The organism is Thalassolituus pacificus (assembly GCF_025318105.1).
Taxonomy (GTDB): Bacteria; Pseudomonadota; Gammaproteobacteria; order Pseudomonadales; family Oceanobacteraceae; genus Venatoribacter; species Venatoribacter pacificus.
In genome coordinates, this window is the sequence record NZ_JAOANI010000032.1 from 92,304 (window position 1) to 116,356 (window position 24,053).

At 54.0% G+C, this 24,053-nt stretch carries 18 protein-coding genes; 12 read left to right on the forward strand and 6 right to left on the reverse strand.

The genetic code is table 11. The annotated features are described in order from the left end of the window. Positions 1 to 196 precede the first annotated feature (196 nt). A complete protein-coding gene (locus NYR02_RS19270) occupies positions 197 to 1,267 on the forward strand; it encodes a hypothetical protein (protein WP_260977992.1) in 1,071 nt (356 codons plus the stop codon). Between the two features lie 11 nt (positions 1,268 to 1,278). Continuing rightward, a complete protein-coding gene (locus tag NYR02_RS19275) occupies positions 1,279 to 2,343 on the forward strand; it encodes a hypothetical protein (protein ID WP_260977993.1) in 1,065 nt (354 codons plus the stop codon). On the opposite strand, the gene NYR02_RS19280 is transcribed toward NYR02_RS19275, so the two are convergent. After that, on the reverse strand, positions 2,336 to 2,899 hold the full coding sequence (locus NYR02_RS19280; RefSeq protein ID WP_260977994.1) for a LysE family translocator: 564 nt from the start codon (positions 2,897 to 2,899) through the stop codon (positions 2,336 to 2,338). The genes NYR02_RS19275 and NYR02_RS19280 overlap by 8 nt on opposite strands. A 200-nt stretch (positions 2,900 to 3,099) precedes the next feature. On the opposite strand from NYR02_RS19280, the gene puuE reads away from it, so the two are divergent. Next, positions 3,100 to 4,011, forward strand: coding sequence for an allantoinase PuuE (gene puuE / locus NYR02_RS19285; RefSeq protein ID WP_260977995.1), 912 nt, complete (start codon positions 3,100 to 3,102; stop codon positions 4,009 to 4,011). 227 nt (positions 4,012 to 4,238) lie between these two features. On the opposite strand, the gene NYR02_RS19290 is transcribed toward puuE, so the two are convergent. Next, positions 4,239 to 4,652, reverse strand: coding sequence for a hypothetical protein (locus NYR02_RS19290; RefSeq protein WP_260977996.1), 414 nt, complete (start codon positions 4,650 to 4,652; stop codon positions 4,239 to 4,241). A 215-nt stretch (positions 4,653 to 4,867) separates the two neighbouring features. On the opposite strand from NYR02_RS19290, the gene NYR02_RS19295 reads away from it, so the two are divergent. The 8 genes from NYR02_RS19295 (at position 4,868) to NYR02_RS19330 (ending at position 17,251) form a co-directional block, all read left to right on the forward strand. After that, positions 4,868 to 5,272, forward strand: a complete 405-nt coding sequence (locus NYR02_RS19295) for a hypothetical protein (protein WP_260977997.1) — start codon at positions 4,868 to 4,870, stop codon at positions 5,270 to 5,272. Between the two features lie 88 nt (positions 5,273 to 5,360). Beyond that, complete coding sequence (locus NYR02_RS19300; RefSeq protein ID WP_260977998.1) at positions 5,361 to 6,668, forward strand: TolC family protein; 1,308 nt, start codon at positions 5,361 to 5,363, stop codon at positions 6,666 to 6,668. Between the two features lie 94 nt (positions 6,669 to 6,762). Next, the gene (locus tag NYR02_RS19305) at positions 6,763 to 7,977 is read left to right on the forward strand and encodes an efflux RND transporter periplasmic adaptor subunit (protein WP_260977999.1); all 1,215 of its coding nucleotides are present in this window, start codon (positions 6,763 to 6,765) and stop codon (positions 7,975 to 7,977) included. Between the two features lie 17 nt (positions 7,978 to 7,994). After that, positions 7,995 to 11,141 carry an efflux RND transporter permease subunit gene (locus NYR02_RS19310; RefSeq protein ID WP_260978000.1) on the forward strand — a complete coding sequence of 1,049 codons (3,147 nt, stop codon included), beginning with the start codon at positions 7,995 to 7,997 and terminating at the stop codon, positions 11,139 to 11,141. 405 nt (positions 11,142 to 11,546) lie between these two features. Further along, entirely contained in the window at positions 11,547 to 12,737 is a 1,191-nt protein-coding gene (locus NYR02_RS19315; RefSeq protein ID WP_260978001.1) for a TolC family protein, read from the forward strand. Between the two features lie 55 nt (positions 12,738 to 12,792). After that, entirely contained in the window at positions 12,793 to 13,872 is a 1,080-nt protein-coding gene (locus tag NYR02_RS19320; RefSeq protein ID WP_260978002.1) for an efflux RND transporter periplasmic adaptor subunit, read from the forward strand. Next, positions 13,873 to 16,929 carry an efflux RND transporter permease subunit gene (locus NYR02_RS19325; protein WP_260978003.1) on the forward strand — a complete coding sequence of 1,019 codons (3,057 nt, stop codon included), beginning with the start codon at positions 13,873 to 13,875 and terminating at the stop codon, positions 16,927 to 16,929. A gap of 1 nt (position 16,930) precedes the next feature. Continuing rightward, complete coding sequence (locus NYR02_RS19330) at positions 16,931 to 17,251, forward strand: DUF3240 family protein (RefSeq protein ID WP_260978004.1); 321 nt, start codon at positions 16,931 to 16,933, stop codon at positions 17,249 to 17,251. Here the strand turns inward: NYR02_RS19330 and NYR02_RS19335 are convergent. The 3 genes from NYR02_RS19335 to NYR02_RS19345 are packed head-to-tail and all read right to left on the reverse strand — an operon-like array spanning position 17,235 to position 20,830. Further along, complete coding sequence (locus NYR02_RS19335) at positions 17,235 to 18,608, reverse strand: sensor histidine kinase (RefSeq protein WP_260978005.1); 1,374 nt, start codon at positions 18,606 to 18,608, stop codon at positions 17,235 to 17,237. The genes NYR02_RS19330 and NYR02_RS19335 overlap by 17 nt on opposite strands. Further along, positions 18,608 to 19,288: a response regulator gene (locus NYR02_RS19340; RefSeq protein WP_260978006.1), complete on the reverse strand. Its 681-nt coding sequence runs from the start codon at positions 19,286 to 19,288 to the stop codon at positions 18,608 to 18,610. Before NYR02_RS19340 ends, NYR02_RS19335 begins: the two co-directional genes overlap by 1 nt. A gap of 57 nt (positions 19,289 to 19,345) precedes the next feature. Then, entirely contained in the window at positions 19,346 to 20,830 is a 1,485-nt protein-coding gene (locus tag NYR02_RS19345; RefSeq protein WP_260978007.1) for a mannose-1-phosphate guanylyltransferase/mannose-6-phosphate isomerase, read from the reverse strand. A 125-nt stretch (positions 20,831 to 20,955) separates the two neighbouring features. Between NYR02_RS19345 and NYR02_RS19350 the strand changes: the two genes are divergently transcribed. After that, the gene (locus NYR02_RS19350; protein WP_260978008.1) at positions 20,956 to 21,624 is read left to right on the forward strand and encodes a metallophosphoesterase; all 669 of its coding nucleotides are present in this window, start codon (positions 20,956 to 20,958) and stop codon (positions 21,622 to 21,624) included. A gap of 75 nt (positions 21,625 to 21,699) precedes the next feature. On the opposite strand, the gene NYR02_RS19355 is transcribed toward NYR02_RS19350, so the two are convergent. After that, positions 21,700 to 22,680, reverse strand: coding sequence for an RluA family pseudouridine synthase (locus tag NYR02_RS19355; protein WP_260978009.1), 981 nt, complete (start codon positions 22,678 to 22,680; stop codon positions 21,700 to 21,702). Positions 22,681 to 24,053: the final 1,373 nt, after the last annotated feature.

Here is a 24,053-nt window from a genome sequence, read left to right on the forward strand (position 1 = left end):
AACTCGTGCGTAAAATTCAGCAATCTTACTGCGCTAAAGCCTTTCTGTTATCAGCCGCGACGGATAGAGGAAAATTCGCGCCAGACTGCGTAACAGCTTAGTAGTCAACTCAAACCAAGGTACCAGTCCGACGTTTTTCAATCAGGCCGCCTTACTCTAACGTGTGTGGCCAATAAGAGCCGCCGGAATACGTTTGATGAAAGTCTGGATCCCCATTGGTCTGATCGCCGTACTGGGCCTGCTGCTGGGCCTGCACCAACCGTCTGTTGCGATTGTCAGCCAGGAACCAGCGTCTGCACTTACCAGTGCCATCCCCGAACCGCGTGAATCCGCCCCGTTCAGCGAAGCCCCGCCCGCCTTGCCGCCAGCCATGCAGCAAGCCATGACCCAGGTCGCCGCCGCCTATCAGGTCAGCAGCCAGTATCCGACCTATTCCATTCCGCTGAGCAGCCAGCAAACCGAGTTACTGCAGCCCAATGCCGGTGCTCACAGCGTGCGTGATCTGAATACGGTTGGCTTACCCGGCCAGCTGATGATTCAGTTATCGGCCTACCGCTACCGTCAGGAAGAACCGATAGAAGCCGATATTGTACTGTCCGGCGACGACGCCCTGTTCAGCCAGCTCAGCGGCCTGACCCTCAGCGTGCGCGATAACAACAATGCCGTGCTGCTGATGCCACAAGCCCAAATACAGAACAACAGCAGCGAACAACGCCTGCAAACCCGCTTCAGCAGCCGCGACAACTGGCCGAGCGAACTCAATCTGGTGGCTGAGCTGCAGCTGACCGATGGCTCCACCCTGCGCCAGAGCGCACCGTTTCAGGTCTTCACCGCCGTTGCCGAAATCACCGCTACCGGCACGCCTTATGTCGACGATAACGAGCTGGTCATTCCGGTCGAAATTGAGAAGGCCGCCGCCGGTTACTACAAGCTCGCCGCCAGCCTGCACTATGCCGATAAAAAGCCACTGGCCTATTTGCAGGGTAAAGGGCGTATAGGTAGCAGCGGTACGCTGGAGCTGCGCGTACACGGTTCGCTGCTGTACAACTTAGGCGGTATTCAGAATCTATGGATCGGCAATCTGCAACTGCGCAAGATGCCGGAAAAACCCGGCCCTGAGGTGCAATGGGGCTTCAGCCGCGATGATTTTTACGCGGTTAAAAACGTCGATCCCTCGCGCTTTTCCCCGACTCCATTTCAGGATGAGCAGACCGTCTCGCGTCTGCAATTTCTGCAATCGCTGGGCTCGCCCGGCACCCATCAATAAGGAGAGACTGAATGCTGACGATAAAAATAAAGATGGCAATCACCGCAGTTTTTTTAACCGCAGCTGCCTTGCTCAGCGCCCAGACGCAGGCACAGATGGCCGGTAAAAATGTGATTCTGGTGCACGGCTTACAACCGGCCCAACTGATGCGCGACAACGTAACCCCGCAAGAAGTCACCAGCGACGGTGCCAATTACTGGTCAGCCTTCTGGAGCCAGTATGCTGATGACCGCCTTGACTGGAGCTCGAAAAGCCGCCTGAGCGCCGATACCGCACAACGCGCGTACAACAAAGTCATGCAGTGGGCGCGCACCGGTTTCTGCAATAACGGCTGCGTGCTGGTAACGCACTCGACCGGTGATCTGGTCACGCGCTATATGCTCGATCAGCAGGATGTCTGGACCGAGGCCGCCGGCCTGCAGCCGCTGAATATTCTCGCCGTGTTCGACTTCGCCGGTGCAGGTGGTGGCTCTGAACTGGCCGAGCTGGCGCTGGATGTGGCCGGCAGCAGCAGCTGGCTGACCGCCCCCATCCGCGCCGCAGTGAATGCCTGGCTGGGCTTTACCGTCACCACAGAAAATCTCGGCGTGCTGACTGACCTGCGTCCGGCGGTTGCCCGTCAGACCGCGATGGCACCGAACAGCGTACCGCGCCTGCGTTTTGTTGGCGGTGGCAGTGAATATCTGGGTGCTACCGGCGGCTTCCTGCCCGGTACCGATGATGGCGTTGTGTCCCTGCATTCTTCCTGTGGCGGTAACGCGGTTAAAGCGGTCGACAGCTGTGTGGCTTACCGCGCGCTGGACGGCAAACAGACCAGCGTCAGCGCCCCGGAATCCCTCTGGTATAACCATTATCCGGTGCTGATGGGCAGCAAAACCCACCACGGCGGAACCATCGGTAACCAGAGCGGCGTACTGCTGAGCTACGTCAACAACAACCTGAATCCGGGCGTGAATGTCTCTTTTGCCACCCAGACCACCAGCAGCGGTTGGTGGCTGTGGAAAAGCACCTACAACACAGTACCGGGCTCGGATAACCAGACCATGTCGAATCTGGTATTCAACTCTGTTAACTGAATAACCAGACCCTGACCGGCAGACGATTAAACAGCCGTAAACGGGCTTCGCTGTTAAGCAGCTGCGCCGCCCGGTCGCCAAGCAATGACCAGCTAAACAGCGAGGCATAACACACCAGAAAATACAGCAACAGAAAGCTCAGAAACGGCTGGTATCCCTCTGGAGCTGAGAATAACGACACCCCCGACATGCAGGCCATCCAGGCTTTTGGGTTAAGCCACTGCAATAAAAAGCCCTGAATAAAAGTTGGCCGCTTCTGCTTTTCGATGCTGAGTTTTGGTGCCGATGACGCAATCAGATAACCGAGATAAATAATGAAAGCCGCCCCGGCAAGTGCCAGGTATTGCAGAAAATCCGGAAACAGCTGAACGACCTCATACAGCCCAAGACCGATACAGAGCAAAAGCAACGTGAAGCCCAGGGTGGCACCGGAGACAAAAGGAAAGGTCTGGCGGACGCCGTAACTGGCACCGGAAGAGAGAATCACCATATTCACCGGCCCCGGTGATATCGGCATCACGAACGAGAAAGATAACATCGCCAACAGCAGAGACATGGTATTCCTGAATAAACCGCGAAAGAGGCGCAATATGCCAGTGCTGATCTGCGAATATCAATAATTAGTTTATCAACAGTCTGTTCGTTATATTTCCCGGATCGCGTACATCATCCATAAATGCTCACTTTGCCCGCTGCCAAGCAAAGCGGTTTAGCGCTAAACTGAGCTGACTAATCAGTCAGCTTTTCAGGTGTTTCATGACCTACCCCCGCGACATGATCGGTTACGGCGCCGATATCCCCAGCGTAAAGTGGCCGCACAAGGCCCGTATCGCCGTGCAGTTTGTGATTAATTACGAGGAAGGCGGCGAGAACTGCATCCTCCATGGCGACAAAGCCTCGGAAGCGTTTTTATCTGAGATCGTCGGCGCTCAGGCACTGGAAGGCGTGCGCCATATGAATATGGAATCCATCTACGAATACGGCTCCCGCGCCGGTTTCTGGCGTCTGCACCGTATGTTTACCGAGCGCAAACTGCCGGTAACCGTATTTGGTGTAGCCACCGCCATGGAGCGTAATCCGCAGGTGGTGGACGCCATGCTGAAAGCCGACTGGGAGATCGCCTCCCACGGCCTGAAATGGATCGACTATCAGTATGTACCGGAAGAGGTTGAACGCGCCCATATCCGTGAAGCGCTGGAGATTCATAAACGCCTGACCGGCAGCTTCCCGGAAGGCTGGTACACCGGCCGCATGAGCCCCAATACCCGCCGCCTCGCCTGTGAAGAAGCCGATCTGTTATACGACGCCGACAGCTACGCCGACGATCTGCCCTATTGGGTCGAAGAAGGTGGTAAGCCGCATCTGGTGGTGCCTTATACACTGGATGCCAACGATATGCGCTTCGCCACCAATCAGGGCTTTAACAGCGGTAAGCAGTTTTATCAGTACTTAAAAGACAGCTTCGACGTGCTCTACGCCGAAGGCAAAGACAGCCCGAAAATGCTCAGCATTGGTCTGCATTGCCGTTTGGCCGGTCGGCCGGGACGCGCGGCCGCACTGGCGGATTTTCTCGATTATATTCAGCGCCACGATAAAGTCTGGGTATGCCGCCGCGCGGATATTGCCCGGCACTGGAGAAAGCATCATCCGTATGGCGCTGAGGAATAAAAAGTCAGACGTCTGGATATTGCCCCCGACATGGGCGAAAGCATCACCCGTATGGCGCTGAGGAATAAAAAGTCAGACGTCCGGATATTGCCCCCCAACATGGGAGAAAGAATCATCCGTATGGCGCTGAGGAATAAAAGTTAAGTGCGGATATTGCCTCAAAAGCAGGCGCAAGCCTCATTCGTATACTGCCGAAGAATTATACCGCAGCAGAATAAACGACGGCCTCAATCCGGCTGACGCAGGGATTCCAGCTTCTGCGTCAGCGTCTGGCTGAGCATGGCATTCAACTGCGTCAGTTCATCCAGCAACATCTGCCGGGTCTGACGGCTGGCATCGGCCTCTTCGCCTTCCTGCGTTTGTGCGTCCAACGCCTGTAACTGGCGCTGCACTTCGGCAATACGTTCCTGTAAGTCTTTAATAATACGGTCGAGTGGATGTTCTTCACTGGCCGATGTATCGCTTTGCTCGGCACGTAACTGGTTCAGGGCTGCTGCGGAAAAGTGCACGGCTTCGCCTTGCGCATCCGTACTGGCAACAACCGTCTTCGCTGCAGCTTTGGGCGGATTAGGCTCACTACCCGGTGGCTTATTCACCGCGCCATTCACCGCTCCACTGGCGGATACACTGATATCTGACATAGACACACACCTAAGCATCAGGGACTGTTAACAGGCCACTACGAACAGGTAGCAGGTAACAAACCACAACCGTGCTTTCTGTAAAGGTAATCGTTATATCGGCCATTAACGGCAAAACTGAAGAGCGGTGACATTTCCTGACCCGCGCACAGTAGACGCCGGTTAAACACCGCTCTACTATGCTCAGTATCTACTGATAAATCTGCTGTTTATTTATGCGTAATAACCGCCTGTTAAATATCGCCTTATTACTGCTGACCTTGTTTCAGTCGGTTGCGGCGTTGGCGGATGTGCATGAAACCTTCGAGCGTTCAGCCGCAGATCATCTGAACGAACACCAGCCCGCTCACCATAGCGATATGATGCAGATACTGGCGGATGATATTCAGGCTGATACCAGCCAAAACAATACCGTACAAAACAACGGCCAGAATAACGATAATCTGGCCCAGCACGACTGCAGCCACTGCTGTCATTGCCATGCTCACGCACCGTTATCCTTACCGGTTAACGACGCATTAGCCGCTGCAACAAAAAGCCGCAGCATGAACAACCTCTACAACCGCACTCTGATTGTGCGTGCGCTCAGCCCGCACCTGCGCCCTCCGATTTATTCCTGAATAACCGCGTTTATCAGCCCCGGTAACACACGTCAGCTAATGGCGGCGGTGCCCTTGGCTCATCGTATTTTTTATTCAGGAATAACGCATGAATGTAATCCCTGTAATGGCGTTTGCTATCGCCAGCGCCCTGGCCATACCTGCGTATGCGTCAGACATCAACAGCAGTAACAACACGAACAGCCATTTCCATGAGGCTGCACGCCTCTGGCTGCAAAGTCGCATAGCGCAAACGCCGCAGGTAAAAGCGGCGGCGGCACAACAAAACAGTCGCGCATTATGGACTCAGGCAGCCGCTCAGCCACTGTACAACCCCGAGCTGCAAACCCGGCTGGAGCAGGAAGGCAGTAATAATAATTACGCGCTGGAAATCAGCCAGAAAATCGACTGGTGGAACCAGCGAGAAGCGCGCAGCCAGCAGCAGCAACGACTGCAACAGCAGGCCGGGCAGCAATATCAGCAAAGCCTGCAGCAAACCACCGCTGATGCCTTAGCCGCCATTGTGCGTTATCAAAGCGCGCAACAGCGTGATCAATTAATGCAGCGTCTGCAGCAGCAACAGCAGACGCTGACGCAACTGATTGAGCAACGCCGCAGCATTGGTGATTTAAGTGCGCTGGATGCCGAACTGGCACTGCTGGCACAAAGCTCGCTGCTGGCCGATATTGCCGCCAGTCAGGCGGAATTAAGTGCCGCCGCTGCGCAGTTATCTGCCCTGCTGCCAGACTGGCAACAACAGCCGCAATACCTCAATGCACTCATTCAGCAACTGGATAACAGCGCACAACAATTATCGCAGCAGCCGCTGAGCGACGAACAGTTCAGACAACTGGCACTGTCACATCCGCAAAGTGAAAGCGCCCGACTGTTCTGGCTGGCCGAGCAGCAGCGCGCGCAGCTGAGCCGCGACAGCCTGCGCGCCGAACCAACCCTTGGCGTCAGTGCCGGGCGTAATGGCGAAGAAGATGTATTAGGACTGGCCCTGTCTTTGCCGCTCAATGTACGCAGCTCTTACCGTCAGGCTGCGGCTGCAGCCAATGGCGAAGCCCTGCAGGCCGAAGCGGAGTTTTACGTCAGCCTGCAACAACAGCAACAGCAGCTTCGCGCCAGCCATAGCCGGGTTCAGGCTTACCGCCGTCAGGTCAAACAATGGCAAACACTGATGTCCGATGGCGGCCAGCGCAGCGCGCAATTACTGCAACAGCAATGGCGCAACGGCGACCTCAGCACCAGCGCTTATATTCAGGCATCCGCACAGTGGGCCGCCAGTCTGCAGGCCGGTATCGAACTGACCACGGATTACCGTCAGGCACAGATCCAATGGCTGAGTGACAGCCAAAATATCCGCCGTTTTTTAAGCGCTGCTGCAAATACCAACAGCCCGATTTCAGAGTGAGAAAATTATGTCGTCACTATTTTCAGTAAAAAAATCAGCGTCCGTAAAAAAAATGCCTGTCGTTAATCGTGCGGGCACAGCCCAACGCCTGCTCATGGCTTTTATTCTCATACTTCCACTGCAGGGCTATGCCGCTGACAGTCACAATCACGAACCGGTATCCGGCCATAACGAAGCCGTCAGTGAATCGCCAAAAGAGCATAAACACGACGAACATGACCACAGCGATGACCACAGCACTGAGCAAAGCGATCAGCACAATCATCAGCACGATCAGGATGAACATAACGACAACAGCGTGCATTTAAGCGCCGATCAAATACAACAAGCCGGAATTATCAGCCAGATAATCCCGGCAGAAAAAGCCGATATTCCGCTGCGTGCACCGGCCGAAATCCGCGCCAACGGTTACCGCAGCTTTGTTGTCTCCCCACGGGTCGATTCGGTGGTAATCACCCGCCATGTTGCACTGGGTGATCACGTACAACCAGGGCAAGCATTGCTGACATTATTCAGTGAAGGGGTTGCCAGTGCCCAGGCAGAATTACGCAGCGCCCGTTCCGAATGGCAGCGGGTAAAAAATCTCGGTAAAAATGCCGCTGGCGCAGCCCGTTATAATCAGGCCGAGAATACCCTCGCCGCTGCGCGCGCACGCCTCACGGCTTATGGCCTGAATGCCGATGCAGAATTAACCCCGGCCAGCTTTGGTGAATATCAGTTAACCGCTAAAACTGCCGGGCTGGTATTAAGCGATGATTTTCAGCAGGGCCAACGGGTGATGGCGGGCAGCGCATTAATGCAGATCACCGACGAAACCACGCTCTGGGCTGAAGCGCGTTTACCGGCAGAATCTGAGCTGCATTTAACCCGCGATACCCGCGTTATTCTTAATGTCGCCGGACTGGAGATCAGCGCGCAGATAAGCCACGAATCCCACACCATTGATCCATTAACCCGCACCCGTATTGTGCGCTTAACGGTGAATAACCCGGATCATCGTCTGCACCCTGGTTTATTTGCCAGTGCCACATTTTATACCCAGTCCACAGAGGCCATCAGGCTGGTGCCGGAAACCGCATTAATGCGTGGCAGCGATGGCGACTGGCAGGTTTTTATTGAAAGCGCACCCGGCGAATTCCGCGCACTGGAAGTAGAACGTGGCCGCACCATCAACACCGCAAAAGACCCCCAGGTAGAAATCAGCAGCGATGATCCGTCTGCACTTTCTGCGTACCCCATCGTCGTCGCCGGCGCTTTTTTTATTGCTTCCGAGCAGGCGAAAGGCGGCTTTGATCCGCATAATCATTAAGGGTTGGGTATTAAACTATGTTTACGTTATTAACCCGTTGGGCGGTCGCTAACCGCCTGCTGGTGCTCATTGCCATCACCAGTTTATGTATTGCTGCCGCTTTCGCTTTGCCGAAGCTGAACCTCGATGCCTTTCCCGACGTAACCAACGTACAGGTGGCGATTAATACCGAAGCGCCGGGACTGGCCGCCGAAGAAGTAGAAAAACTGATCACCTATCCGATTGAAGCGGTGATGTACGCCCTGCCCGACGTGGCCGAAGTACGTTCTATATCCAAAACCGGTTTATCCGGCATTACCGTGGTATTTAACGAAGGTACCGATATTTACTTTGCCCGCCAGCTGGTATTCGAGCGCTTGCAGGCCGCGCGTGAATTTATTCCGCAGGGAGCCGGTATTCCGGAAATGGGGCCCAATACCTCCGGGCTGGGGCAAATATTTCAGTATGTATTACTGGCAGAACCCGGCTCCGGTTATGACCTGATGCAATTGCGCAGCCTGAATGATTGGCTGGTAAAACTGCTGTTAATGCCGGTCGATGGCGTCACCGATGTGCTGTCATTCGGCGGCGACGTACGCCAGTTTCAGGTCAATATAAACCCCGACCGCTTACTGGCTTTTCAGTTGTCGCAACAGGATGTGATCGATGCATTAGAAGCCAATAACCGCAATGTCGGCGGCTGGTATTTAAACCGTGGGCAGGAACAACTGGTCATCCGTGGCACCGGCTGGCTCGACAGCGGCGAACAGGGTTTAAAACAATTAGCGCAGATTCCGTTGCGGGTCATTGATGGTGTGGCCGTTACCGTTGCCGATGTCGCCGAGGTGGGTTTTGGCAGCGAAATCCGTCAGGGTGCGGTAACGTTCAGCCGCAACAATACAACCGGCAAGGCAACAGAAACCACCGCCGAACAGCTCGGCGAAGTCGTCTCCGGTATCGTACTCAAACGTATGGGCGCCAATACCAAAGCCACCATCGACGGCATTCAGCAACGGCTGACATTAATTCATCAGGCGCTGCCTGCAGGCGTCACCTTTGAGGTCATTTACGATCAGGCCGGATTAATCGAACAGGCCGTCAGTACGGTAGTCAATGCACTGGCGCTGGCCTTTGTTTTTATTCTGATTGTGCTGGCGCTGTTTATGATGAATCTGCGCGCCACGCTGCTGGTGTTAATATCCATTCCTCTGTCGATTGCCATCGCCTTAATGCTGATGTCGTGGTACGGCTTATCCGCCAACCTGATGTCGCTCGGTGGTATTGCCGTCGCCATTGGCATGCTGGTCGATGGTTCGGTGGTGATGGTCGACAATATATTCCGCCATTTGCAGGCCAATCCCAATGCTGGCAAAGACAGTATCAGTCTGCGCATTCAGGAAGCGGCGGCCGAAGTCGCGCGCCCGGTATTTTTTGCTACCGGTATTATCCTGTTAGTGTTTTTGCCGCTGTTTGGTTTTGAGGGTGTCGAAGCCAAATTATTCCAGCCGATGGCTATTTCCATCATGCTGGCCATGCTGGTTGCTGTACTGGTGGCATTAATCGTCGTCCCGGTGCTGGCTACGTTTATGTTCCGTGCTCCGGTAAGCGCTAAACCCAGCCCCTTATTGCAGCCATTGGAAACACTGTACCGCCACCTGCTCACCCAGGCGCTGCGATTTCCACGGCGGGTGATTTGGCTTGCCGGTATGCTGTTATTAGCAGCCGCTATTATTGCCCCGCGCCTTGGTACCGAGTTTGTACCGGAACTGGAAGAAGGCACCATTAATCTGCGCGTAACGCTGGCGCCTTCCGCCAGTTTAGAAACCGCGCTGAGCGTAGCGCCAAAACTGGAAGCGTTATTATTACAGTTTCCGGAAGTCACCTACGCCATGAGCCGCGTTGGCCGGCCGGAACTGGGCGGCGATCCGGAGCCGGTAAGTAATATCGAGATTTATATCGGCCTGAAGCCTGTCAGCGAATGGCAGTCGGCCGACAATCGCTTGGCCCTGCAGCATTTAATGGAAGAAAAACTCGAAGTCTTTCCCGGCCTGCTGTTTAACTTTTCTCAACCCATCGGCACCCGCGTCGATGAATTACTGTCCGGTGTACGGGCGCAGCTGGCGATTAAATTATTCGGCCCCGATCTCGATGTTCTGGCACAACAGGGCCAGCAGATTGAAGCGCTGGTAAAAACCATTGCCGGTACCCGCGATGTAGCGATGGAACAGATTGCCGGCGAATCGCAGCTGGTGATTACCCCCAAACGGGATGCCTTATCGCGTTATGGTTTATCGGTGGATAACGTACTGACCGTGGTGCGTGATGGTTTAGGCGGCAGCCGTGCCGGACAAATTATTAACGGCAACGAACGCTACGATATTTATGTGCGCCTGAAGCAGGAATTTCGCAGCAGTGCCGCCGCCATTGCCGATTTACGCCTGCGCTCGCCCTCCGGTGCCATTGTTCGTCTGGGCGATGTCGCGACGGTGGAATTTTCCTCTGGCCCACCACAGGTACGGCGTGACGATGTACAACGGCGACTGGTCATTCAGGCCAATGTCGAAGGCCGCGATATGGGCAGCGTGGTGGCCGATATCCGCAACGCCATCGACACTCAGATGCAATTACCGCCGGGCTATGCCGTCAATATTGGCGGCCAGTTTGAAAATCAGCAGCGCGCGCAGCAACGCTTAATGATGATTGTACCGCTGTCATTAGGATTAATTGCCCTGTTGCTGTATTTCGCTTTTGGCTCGGTCGGTCAGGCACTGCTGATTCTTCTGAATGTGCCGCTGGCGGTTATTGGCGGTATCTTTTCGTTGTGGTTATCCGGCCAGTATTTATCCGTGCCTGGCTCGGTGGGATTTATTACCCTGTTTGGCGTGGCGGTTTTAAATGGTGTGGTGATGGTTGAGAGTATTAACCAGCGCCTGGCTGCCGGACATAGTGTAAATGATGCGGTATTTAACGGTGCCTTATCGCGCCTGCGCCCGGTATTAATGACGGCTCTTACTTCAGCACTGGGATTAATTCCGATGTTAATGTCGGATGGCTTAGGCGCGGAAATTCAGAAACCCCTGGGCAGTGTAATTGTCGGCGGACTGGTAACGGCAACCTTCCTCACTTTGTTTGTCTTACCGTTGCTGTATCCGTTTTTCTCGCAATGGAAACTGCGCGAACATTAATAACCTCTGATCCTGCATCCCGGTTCACCGGGATGCATTACTTTATATTCTGCTTTCACCTGGCCCCCACGCTCTGCGTGGTAGCCCTTGCTGGCACAGTTGCATTCCCACGCAGAGCGTAGGAACGAGAAAAATAACCTCTGATCCTTCATCCCGCTTTACCGGGATGCATTGCTTTATATTCTGCTTTCACCTGGCTCCCACGCTCTGCGTGGTAGCCCTTGCTGGCACAGTTGCATTCCCACGCAGAGCGTAGGAACGAGAAAGAATGATTCTTATCCCTCGCAGATAATTAAACAGAATCATTAACATCTCTGACGCTGCTTTACACGAAAGCCGGCGCTTTTCAGTTTCGTTTCAGCTTATGCCGTTATGTTGCCATCAGTATTTTTCGGAGAATGCTCAATGGGCAACAAGATAATTCAGTCGCAGCCGCTTCTGGCGGGCTTATGTTTACTGTTAACGGCCATCAGCACTCAGGCCACCGATTTCCAGCAAAGCCTGGAAGCCGCCTGGCAGCAACTGCCGGAACAACACTATCTGGCGGCGGAAGACGACATCAATAATCATCGCCTGCCCAGCTGGCTGGCCACCGCGCCGTCGGTCGCCCTGGACTATCAACAGGGTGACAGCGCCAGTGGCAGTGCCGAGGAATGGCAAACCCGGCTGGAACTTCCCCTCGCACGTCCGGGCTTAATGCAAAGCCGTCGTGATTACCAACAGGCCGCCAGCAGCGAAACCCTGGCCTACCAACAGGTATTGCGCTGGCAGCTGGCAGGAAAACTACAAACCTGGTGGTGGGACTGGCAAAGCATGACACTGAGCCAGCAACGCACCCAGGACCGTCTGGCGGCAATGGAGCAACAATTGCAGTGGCTGGATTTATTAATCCGTCAGGGCGAACGCCCGGCAGCGGATCGCCTCACCCTGCTGGAGCAATATCAGCAGCTTAAAAATCAGCAACTGCTGGATCAGCGCCAGCAACAGACTCTGCGCCAGCAATGGCAACAATGGACAGCGCTGAATGATTTACCCGGCGACTGGACATTCAGTGCCTTGCCGGAGCAACCTCTGGATGCCCATCCGTTACTGCAGTTATTGCACATACAAAAACAATTGTCCGATGCGCAATTACGCAGCCAGCAGAAAAATACCTTAAACCCGCGTTTGAGCCTGGGGGTAAAACACCAGCAGGCGATCAATGCGCAACCGGCTAACGATGCCCTGCTAGTCGGAATAAGTTTTGATTTTGGTAGTGCCAATTACAGCGAACGCCGCGATGCCGTGCGTCAGCTTGGCAGCCGTTATGCCGAATGGTTGCGCAATCGTCAGCAACTGCAAGCCGAACGCCATTCCATTGCCAGCAGCCTGCCGCTGCTGCAACAACGTATGAACGAATTAAACGACATGAGCCAGCAGGCCAGTGCGCAGTATCAGAGCCAATATCAGGCTTACCAGCGTGGCAGTCTGTCAGGTTTTCAGTGGCTGCAGATCCAGGCCAGCATCTGGCGCCTGCAACAACAGGCCGATGAAGCGCGCATTGAATACCTGCGCACAATCAGCCAATGGAATCAGCTACAGGGATATCCGTTATGACGCTCTTCAGCCCAACTCTTATCCATTTATCCGCTCAGTTACAGGAGCCCCTGTTATGAAATTCTGCTGTCTTTCTATAAATCCGTTACTGGCCGCCAGTCTGTTATTTGCCCTAAGCCAGAGCAGCGTTGCTGAAACGCCAGCCGCTACCGCACAGTTAACCATCAGCAGTCAGCAGTTAGATAACCTGGGTGTACGTTTTCAGAAACTGACCAGCCAGGATCAGGTGGTACTGGCATCACTGCCGGCAATCGCTACCGTCGCGGCGGGGAAGACTGAAAATATCAGCCTGCCATTCGAAGGACGACTGGAAGAATGGCAAGCCACCGCGGGTAACTTTATTGCTGAAAAAGAACCTCTGGCGTTACTGCACAGCCACGATGTACTGGATTTCTTTCAGGCTAACCAACGTTTACAGCAGCAGGCCAACCTGTGTAATCAGCGTTTTAACGACATGCGTGAACGCAATAAAAGCGGCTTAACCTCGCGCCTCGATTTGCAGGAACAACAACTGCTGTGCCAGCAGCTGAACGATCAGAAAAAACTGAACGCACAAATCCTCAAACATCTGCCTGGCCAATGGCAAACCGCCAGCGAGGCCGACTACGCTCTGCCAGCGCCGCAAAATGGCTGGCTGGTCGACATTAAACGCCAGCCCGGCGAACACTTTATGGCCGGAGAAGCGCTGGCGGTATTCTGGCCGGAACATGCGCTGCGTTTACGCCTGCTGGTGCCACAACACATGCTGCATAACCTGAGCATGGATCAGAGCCTGAGCATTACCGGCACCGCCCAAAAAGCCATTATCCGCAGCATCGGCGCGCTGCAAAACAATGCGGCACAGGCGGAGGTCTGGTTACAGGCCGAGGGGTTGCAACCCGGCAGCATGGTACGCGTTGATATTCCAAGCATGGCCAGCGGCTGGCCAACAGAGGCGGCAGCAAGGGTGCGCCATAACGATCAATCCTGGGTATTTATCCGCACGCCCGACGGAGTGCAGGCAACCGAGCTGCAACAGTTTATTGCCGGTAACCGGGGTTTATTACTGCAGGACAAGCGTCTGGAAAACAGCGAAATTGCCATCAGTGGCAGCGCGGCGCTGAAAGCGCTCTGGCAAAGTATGGAGAGCGAATAAATGTTATCCGCATTATTACAGGGCGTATTAAAACAGCGCATTCTGATTATTGTTATCAGCCTGGCTGTTTTTACCGCCGGCCTGAATACCTTTCAGAATCTGCGTATTGATGCCTACCCGGAGATATCTCCGACACAGGTTAAAATCATTATTAAAGCACCGGGCCTGGCCCCGGAAGAACTGGAAACCCGCGTTACCCGTAAAATTGAAGTCGAACTGCTGGGTATTCCCAACCAAAGCATTCTGCGTTCGGTGGTGAAATACGGCATTACCGACATTACCGTCGACTTTACCGGCGGCACCGATATTTACTGGGCAAGACAGCAAGTAGCCGAGCGCCTGTCGGCGGTCTGGCCGGATTTACCGCAAGGCATCAGTGGTGGTATTGCCGCTATGAGTACGCCATTAGGTGAATTATTTATGTTCACCCTGGACGGCCCGTTATCACTGGAAGAAAAGCGCCGCATTCTTGATTGGCAAATCCGTCCATTGCTGCGCACGGTGCCGGGCGTGGCCGATATTAATGCGCTGGGTGGCCGTGTTGAATCTTATCAGGTCGCACCCGATACCGTCGCCCTGGCACGGGCTGGACTGACCCTGCAGGAGTTACAGGATTTCCTGCAAAGCAATAACCGTAACGATGGCGCCGGACGTATCGACAGTGGCGAAGAATCCATTATTGTTTCCAGCGGTGGCCGTATTCAAAGTCTGCAGGATCTGGAAAACCGTATTATCCGCTGGCATAACGGCAGCGCCATTCGCCTCGGTGATGTTGCCACGGTTTCGCTATCATCCATGACCCGTTACGGCGCCGTAACCGAAGACGGACAAGGGGAAACGGTTCAGGCCTTAGTGGTTGCGTTAAAAAATTCTGACGCCCAGAAAGTCATCAGCGGCGTGCGTGGAGCCCTCGACACACTGCGCCCCAGCCTGCCGCCGGAACTCAGCATTAATGTGTTTTACGACCGCAGCAACTTAATTGAACGCGCCGTTAATACGGTATCAGAAGCCTTATGGATTGCCGTTGCTCTGGTGATTATTCTGCTCGGGTTATTTATTGGTAACGTGCGGGTGGCGATGGTGGTGGCGGTTAACCTGCCAATGTCGGCTTTGATGACCTTTATTATCATGGATTACTTCGGCATGAGCGCCAACCTGATGAGCCTGGGTGGTCTGGCCATTGCTATTGGTATGCTGGTCGATGGTGCGGTGGTGGTCGTGGAAAATACCGTAACGCAATTACAGCAAGCCTCACGTTCATTACCACGTATGCACGTTATTTTCCGCGCGATTAAAGAAGTGATGGTGCCGATTATTTCCGGCACCCTGATTATTCTGCTGGTCTTTTCGCCACTGGTTACTCTGCAAGGGCTGGAAGGAAAATTGTTCGCGCCGGTTGCTATGACCATTATGTTTGCCATGGCCAGCAGTCTGCTGGTATCGCTGACACTGATCCCGGTGCTATGCACACTCGCCATCGACGAAAAGAAAGTAACCACACCACGCTGGATTGAGCACTTACAACGCAGCTATGAATCAAGCCTGACGGCCGCCTTACGCAATCCCAAACCCATCATGCTGGGTCTGGCGGTGGCCGTGGTACTCGCCGTGCTGGCGTACCTGCAAACCGGTAAAGCTTTTATGCCGGAAATGGACGAAGGCGATCTGATTGTACAGCTGGAAAAAACACCAACCATTAACCTGCAGGCCTCAGCAGCGATTGATCTGAAAGTGCAAAGCGCCATGCTGGCAGCGGTCAGCGATATCGAGCGTATTATTGCCCGTACCGGTTCCGATGATCTGGGGATGGACCCGATGGGCCTGAACGAAACCGATATGTTTTTACAGCTGAAACCACGCGATCAGTGGCAGGCTGAAAATAAAGACGCCATTAAAGATCAGATCCGGGCGGTGATGGAGCAATTCCCCGGCGTCGATTACGGTTTTACTCAGCCGATTGATATGCGTGTATCAGAAATGATTTCCGGCTCACGCGGTGACGTTGCGATTAAAATCTTCGGCAGCGATCTGGCTGAGTTGCAACACCTGGCCGATCAGATCGGCGGCGAAATGAAAACCCTGAATGGCGTCAGCGAGGTGATGGTTTCACAGGCCGATGGTATGCATTACCTGCAGCTGGAAAATAATTATCCGCGTATTGCGCATTTTGGTTTAAACGTTGAAGACGTACAGAAAACCCTGCGCAGCTATCTGGAAGGTATTAACAGCGGCGAAGTGGTGTTCAGCGACCGTCAGGTACCACTGGTACTGCGTCAGCCAACCCGGCTGCAGGTTGAGCAATTACTGAATGAGCTGACTCTGGCCACCGCCGATGGCCAGGCCGTGCCGTTGTCGGCGCTGGTTACCGCGCGTGAAGTTCAGGGGCCGGTATTAATTAAACGCGAACAGGGGCAGCGCTTTGCCTTGGTAAACGTCAACGTCAGCGGCGTCGCCCTGAGTGATTTTGTAGCCAGCGCACAACAGCGGGTTGCAGAAAAAATTACCCTGCCAGCAGGCTATGTCCTGTCCTGGGGTGGCGAGTTTGAAAACCAGCAACGCGCCAATGCCCGCCTTGGGTTAATGGTGCCGGTCGCCATTGCGCTGGTATTACTGGTGTTATTCACCACCTTTGGCCGCCTGAACGAAGCACTGCTGATTCTCGCCAATATTCCTTTCGCATTAATCGGCGGCATTATTGCCCTGTGGTTAAGTGGTGAATATTTATCGGTTCCGGCATCGGTTGGCTTTATTGCTTTGCTTGGCGTTGCGGTTATGAACGGCGTGGTACTGGTTGATCAGTTCCGTCATTTAGTTACCCTCGGCCAGCGTGGATTACAGGTCGTGCGCGATGGTGCCGTACGACGGTTACGTCCGGTATTAATGACCGCCACCACCGGCGCTGTCGGCTTAGTGCCGCTATTATTCGCCACCGGCCCCGGCAGCGAAATTCAGAAACCGCTGGCCATTGTGGTGATCGGTGGTCTGTTTACCTCCACCCTGCTGACACTCTATGTACTGCCGGTGCTGTATCGTCGCTTTATTCTGGAGCATAAATAATATGACTGAAGTATTGCTGACCATCTCAACCCGGCCACAACAGGCTGAAGCCATTTCAGATTGGTTACTGGAACAAAGTCTGCCCGGATTTACCTCGTGGCAGGCCTTTGGCCACAGCAACCGCAGCGATCATTTAAGTCTGAGTGAGCAGATTCAGGGCAAACAAAAACGTACGGTAATGAGCCTGCATCTGGATGCGGAAAGAGCCGACCAGCTGCTGCTGCAACTGCGCGAAACCTTTCCGCTGTATGATATTCATTACTGGCTGCAACCGCTGCTGGCCAGCGGCGCATTGAACCCGGGCGTCAGTACGGCAGACTGACGATAACCTGCAATCCCTGCCCCTGATGATCGTCACCGTTCGTCAGGGGCTGGCCCTTCAGGGAACGGTTTTCCAGATGAAGCGTGCCGTGATATTGCGCAACAATATCACTGACAATGGCCAGACCAAGGCCATAGCCTTTTACCGATTCATCCAGACGCTCACCCGGATTTAACAGCACAGAAATTTCGTCTTCATGAATGCCGGGGCCATCGTCACAGATCGATACTTCCAGCCGCTGCGGTAAGCGTTTTATTTCAACCAACACTTCTGTCGCCGCCCATTTACAGGCGTTATCCAGCAAGTTACCAAACAGTTCGATAATATCTTCCCGGTCACCGGGGTAGCTCATGCCGTCCGGCATCGAGTGCTGCAAGCGGATATGCGGGTAGAGCTTATTCAGCGTTATTAATAACTGATCAAACATTTCATTCAGCTCAATTTTCGGTGCCCGGCTCATCAGCCCGGCAATACGCGCACGCTTCATTTCGTTATCAATCTGCTGGCTCATCCGTTCAACCAGCTCCTGTGCTTCAGCCAGTTCATCCGGATTGTGGTGAGCACCACCCTGTTCCTGCATATTACTTAAGCGGTTAGCGAGAATGGCCAGCGGCGTTTTTAATGAATGGGATAAATTTCCCGACGCCAGGCGGGCACGATTAAGACGGTCACGGGTGCGCTCGCCAAGTGCATTAATCTCATTCACCAATCCGGTCAGCTCCTGCATTACCGGTGCTGGCAGTTCATCAATATCCTGCTGTGCCAGTTGTTTCAGCTGATCGCTGATCTGCGAAAATGGCTTTAAGGTGCGGGTCAGCAAACGTCGCTGCAGAAAGAAAAAGCCAATCAACAATAACGAGAACACACTGGCCAGCCAGAAAAATGCATGCAGAAAAGCATTAATAATCGGCCGGAAGTCTTCGCCAACCTGTAAATGCAAATGCCGCTCGCCTTGTTTTAAGGTTTGGCTGAGCACATATAAATACTGGCCCTGCTCAAACGGCTGCCAGTGCCACTCTGATTCACCTTCTTTAACATCGTGAATGTGCTCGTCACGCAGCCTGATGCCCTGCAGAGAAACCGACAGCAATACATTATTATCACTGCTGATCTGAAAGTAATGGCCAGAAAAAGGCTGATTAAATACCGGGGTTAGATGTTCGTGTTCCAGCGTGGGGCCGCTGGCGCTCCAGCTCAGTTCATTCAGCAATAAATCTCGGTCGTGTTCGAGGCGGCTTTTAAAATAATCCTGTGCGGCAATGTTCAGTGCAATCCCGGAGGCCAGTAACATAAACAGCAATACCAGCATCTGACCGCTGATCATATAGCGTAACAACCGCGCTGACAGAGACCACATCAGTTATCCCCCTGCTGTAAGACATAACCCTGACCACGCAGAGTACGGATACGCTGCTCGCCGATTTTGCGCCGCAAGCGGCGGATATAGACTTCCACCAGGTTATCAGCCTTTTCTTCCTGCCAGCCGTAATGGCTGTCGAGTAATTGCTGCTTAGAAACCGGCTTACCGGCTTTCTGCATTAATAAACGCAACATGCTCAGCTCTGTCGCCGTCAGCTCCTGTTCGTTTTCGCTACCTTGCAGCAATACGGTGTGCCGCTCTTCATCCAGCGTCAGCCCATCAACGGTTAAGCGTAACTGGCCGTCCTGCTGTAAACGACGGCGCATCGCTTCCAGCCGCGCCAGCAGTTCTTCTTTACGGAAAGGTTTACCCAGATAATCATCGGCACCGGCATTCAGGCCATCGACCCGCTCCTGCCAGCTGTTGCGTGCGGTCAGAATTAATACCGGCATAAGAATGCCCTGTGCACGCCAGTGCTGCAAAACCTGCAACCCCGGCGCACCCGGCAGGCCGAGATCCAGCACAGCCAGATCAAAGCGGCCGTTATGCACATCCGGATGGCTCATCGCCCAGTCACCACGGTCAATGGCTTCAACCTGATAACCGGCCTGGGTTAAATAAAAAGCCACATCGCGGCTTAATTGCGGATCATCTTCTACCAGTAAAACCTGTGTCATATGAGCGCCATCTGTTGCTGATACCTGTCTGCTACTGTTTTTTATCCACGGCCACGCTTATTTTCTGCCATAAACGTCCTGCAGCCGTTCGATATCATCTTCTGCAAGATAATCTCCGGACTGCACTTCAATCATTTCCAGAAGAATATCGCCGTTATTTTCCAGCGAGTGAATATCGCCCAGCGCAATAAAGGTCGATTCATTAGCGTGCAGAACTTCGCGGCTCTGCACTCCATCACGCTGACGAATAACCGTTGCTTTACCGCGCACCACAACCCAGTGCTCGGCGCGGAAGCGGTGACGCTGCAACGATAAACGCCCACCGGTTTTTACCCGCAGGCGCTTGATTTTATAACCGTCGCCCGGATGCAGCACTTCATAACTGCCCCAGGGACGATACACCAGCCGTGGTTCTGCTTTACCCGCGCTGGCAACAGGTGCCAGTGAGCCCACCTGTTGTGCCTGATCTTTATGCGCAATCAGCAGTGCATCGGCGGTATCCACGACTAATAAATCCTGCACGCCTAACAATGCAATATCGCGTCCGCTGCTGCTGTGCAGATAATTATTGCGGCTGTCTTGAAAACGTCCGTGAGCGGCTGCGCTGTTGTGTTCAATATTTCCCTGCGCATCGGCCTCGCCCAGTTCGCCCAGTTCGCTAAGAACCTGCCAGTTACCAATATCATTCCAGCCGCTGTTAACCAGTGGTGCCGCAACCACCGCCTGCGCAATCGCGCTAAGCGGTTCAAGCAGGGCAATATCCACGGGTAAATGCGGGCATTGTTGCAAAGGCCCGGTGGCAGGACGGATAAAATCGAGATCCTGCTGCGCCTGTGCCATCGCTTCCTGCGTTGCAGCAAACAGCATTGGCTGATATTCGCTCAGGCGCTGTAAAAAAGCCTGAACCTGCCAGAAAAAAATACCGCTGTTCCATAACCAGCCAGCCTGTTGCCGGGTATTAGCCGCCAGCCACTGTGCCGCGATGTGCGCATCGGGTTTTTCGCGGAATTCCACAACCTGCCCGCTCGCTTCTTTACGTAAATAGCCAAACCCCGTCGCGGCATAGTCAGGCTCAATACCAAAAATACCGGCTGCGCCCTGACTGACCTGTGCCTGCAACGACACAATTGCATGAGCCAATACCGCGTTATCGCTCAGCGTCTGATCGGCGGGCATCGCCAGCATCAGCATTTGCTCACGATGTTCTGCGGGCGGCTGTGAATTGTGCGCCAGATGCTGCGCCGCCAGCGCCATAGCCTGTGCGGTATTACGCCCTTCATCTTCCAGCACAATCTGCGCACGGATATTCAGCGCCCGGCATTGTTCGGCGGCGAGAAAACGCTGCGCCTCATGGCAGACAATAACAGGCTCCACCGCTGGCTGGCCGAGCCGCTGCAACAGATCCTGTGCGCGCAGCAGGGTTTGCTGCAGCAGCGACCGTTCAGGATCAAGCAGCGGCAGAAACTGCTTGGGGCAATCACGGGTAGACAGCGGCCACAGCCGTGTACCTGTGCCACCGGCAAGAATGACAGGAATGATCATAGCGGGATTGAGGCCATCGTCTTTTGCATTCTGAAGCTGGCATTGTATGCTGCGCACCCGGTCTTTACGACCCGGACAGCAGGAACCTCCTGCTATTCCTTTTATTATCGGTTCCGCTTTCTGTCATGCTGATTCAGCCACGCCTGCTGCGTTTAGGTAAAAACCCCAAAGGCCGCGACTTTGTTGTCGGCGACCTGCACGGTTGTGTGCCTGCGCTGCACGCCCAGCTGCAACGTATGGGTTTTGATAAAAATCACGACCGCCTGATTTGCACCGGCGATCTGGTCGACCGTGGGCCGCAATCTCCCGAAGCGCTGGCACTGCTCGATGAGCCCTGGTTTTTTGCGGTCATCGGTAACCATGAGCAACTGCTGTACGAAGCTTTCCGCGAAGATAATGCCACTTCACGCGAGCTGATTTTACTGCACGGTGGTGACTGGATTCTGCAGCACGATAAAAGCCTGTGGGATGACTGGTTCCGCCGTATAGAACAACTGCCGCTGGCGATTGAATTAATCAACCGCCACGACGAAAGCGTGGCGGTTATTCACGCCGATTTCCCCCTCGCCGACTGGCAGGATTTTGACCAGCTGGATAATCATCTGGCCGAGCGCGCCATCTGGGCACGCGAACCCTTTAAACAACAAACGCCGGGCAATATTGCCGGAATCGACTGGATTATTTACGGCCACAACGTAACCGAGCACGAGCTGCGTATCGGCAACCGTCTTTATATTGATGCCGGGGCGTTTTTAGCGCGCGATTTTATTATTAAAGATATTGATCAGCTCTGATCCGCTTAACACCAGAGCGGTTTTAACGAGAAGTGCGGTTTTAAATAGAAGAGCGGCTTTAAAAGCAGAAGACTGTCAAAAAGAAGCGCCTTGCAGATAAGGCAGCCAGGCTTTGGGATAGTCTTTATCATAAATCACCACCTCATCGCGGTGATCGCCCGTCGCCGTATTCAACTGTAATTCAAAAGCATGCAGTAAATGATGCTCAGCTCCAAGCTGGGCATAATCGTCTGCGCTTAAATCCTGCTGCAGACGTTTTAAATAAAAGCGGCCATTATGGCTGTAGATTTTATCGCCAATAATCGGATACCCCAGATGTGCAAGCTGAGCACGGATCTGATGCTTACGCCCGCTCAGCAACTCACATTCAATCAGGCTGTAGCCATTAAAGGTTTTTAATACACGGAACCGGGTGGTTGCCAGCTTCGGGCTTTTAACCGTATCGGCTTCATCCTCTGCCACCACATGCATCTGCGAGCGGATAGAACTGTCGGTTTTTTCTGCCAGAAAGGTCTGGCACTCATAATGCTGCCAGTCGGGAACGTCATAAACCAGCGCGTGGTAAACCTTACGCTCAATTAAACGCTCCAGTTTTTTCTTCCACTTTTTATCGGCATGGGCATAGTTAGCCAGCAGAATAATGCCCGAGGTTTCGGCATCCAGGCGGTGCAATAAATGCGTGTCTTTATGCGTTGTAGCCCGGCGGAACAGACTGATCAGGGTATTAAATAAATTACGCGTAGTCCGCGATACCGGCAGGGGTGCCGGTTTATGCACGGCCGTTAATTCCTGATTTTTCCAGAGTATTTTCCAGCCCGTATCAACCGCCTCTTCCTGATGATCGGTCAACAACAGGCTGATGCTATCGCCTGGCTGTAACTCAATATCGCCGTACTCAACCACGCCATTAACACACACAGCCCCCAGCGCCTGAGCTGCCGCCACCTGATCCTCTGACCAGTGGTGATAGGCCAGCAGCACCGAGGCACGCAGGCTGATCGCCTGATGCTCGTGCCAGCACAGCTCAAAGCCTTTGTCGGGGGCGGTTTTACTCACGGAGAGTCCTCATTAATACAGGCGCTGATTAAAGCATGAAATGGTGATAGGCGCAGTGGATGAGTAGCCGCTGCGCGGGCTGGCTTTTGCGACTCGCTCCCACGCTCTGCGTGGTAGTATCCGCTGCTTTGCTGGTTCTGGAAACGACTCGCTCCCACGCTCTGCGAGGTAGTGCCCGCTGTTTTGCTGGTTCTGAAAATGATTGTGTTCTGAGTTGTAGCCGCTGCGTGGACTGAGTAGCCGCTACGCGGGCTGGCTTTTGTAGTTAGTTGAAGCCAATGCGGGGCAAGCCCCTGCGCCCCATGCAAGGAGAAGTATCTCCTTCCGATCCTCTCTTGCGGCTGTCCGGCGCTGTTCAGCCAACTGCAGCGATTATGCGGCACGCAAAACAATGATTCCGAGCATCCATGCCCTTCCCCCTTCGGGCCAGCCTGCGGCTGTTGAAATGGCTCCTGCCATTTAGCCCGCCCCGGATCGACTATGCAAAACATCTATACAAACGCATCGCTCCGGGGCAGGGTTTTGCTCTGAAGGCCGCAGAATCACTTGGTTGACTGGCACCGCACAAATGCCGCGTTTATTCAGACGCAACCCGGCTTTTCAAAACAAACAAAAGCGAGAACTAAAAAGCGGCTTCGCGTCATGGTTTTTATGCGCCTGCAGGACGCCGGTGTGGATAATTCTCCGCCGGTACGTCCCGGCATGGATGCCGGGCGAGCGAATAGGGCCATGGATGGCCCATTATTCGCGTTACCGAGACCGCAGGATTATTCAGATCGGGTAAAGTCCTGCACAGCGCGAAGCGGGCCGATTGTGTGCTCCTGCACAATCTGCATTTCCGCCATCCATGGCGGTCAGGAGTAAGCGCCCGACCGGCGTGAGGGGTAAGACCCCTCAAAGAGGTCATGGGGCCGGGCGGCAGCCCCAAAAGCCAGACCGCGCAGCGGCTACTCTGCAGCAACAATAAGACCACGACAGTGAACAACTGTCGCCCTCTGCCACTTGTAACCATTTTTATCAATTATTGAACCCATCCCGGAACTTCAGTACTCTTCAGACCAGCAGGGAAGCCGTATCCGCACGATATAACAGCACCGGAACTCAGACCGTCAGGCAGGTTTATCTGACTCAGCACCGATACCCTCCCCGCCCAAAATCCGAAAGCTTTACCCACGCGATTCCTGCCCTGCGCTTATAAGGACGGGCGGCAGCGTGTGTGAAAGAAAATCAGCTGCTGTCTGTGACCGGAAGACACGGAAAACCTTCGACAGAAAAGTCTGTATATGCAAGGCTCTTCACCGAACGTAGTGGAATGGCTACCATCGCAGAACTCAGCCTAGAGGCGATTATCGCTATGGATCAGCTCACGCTAT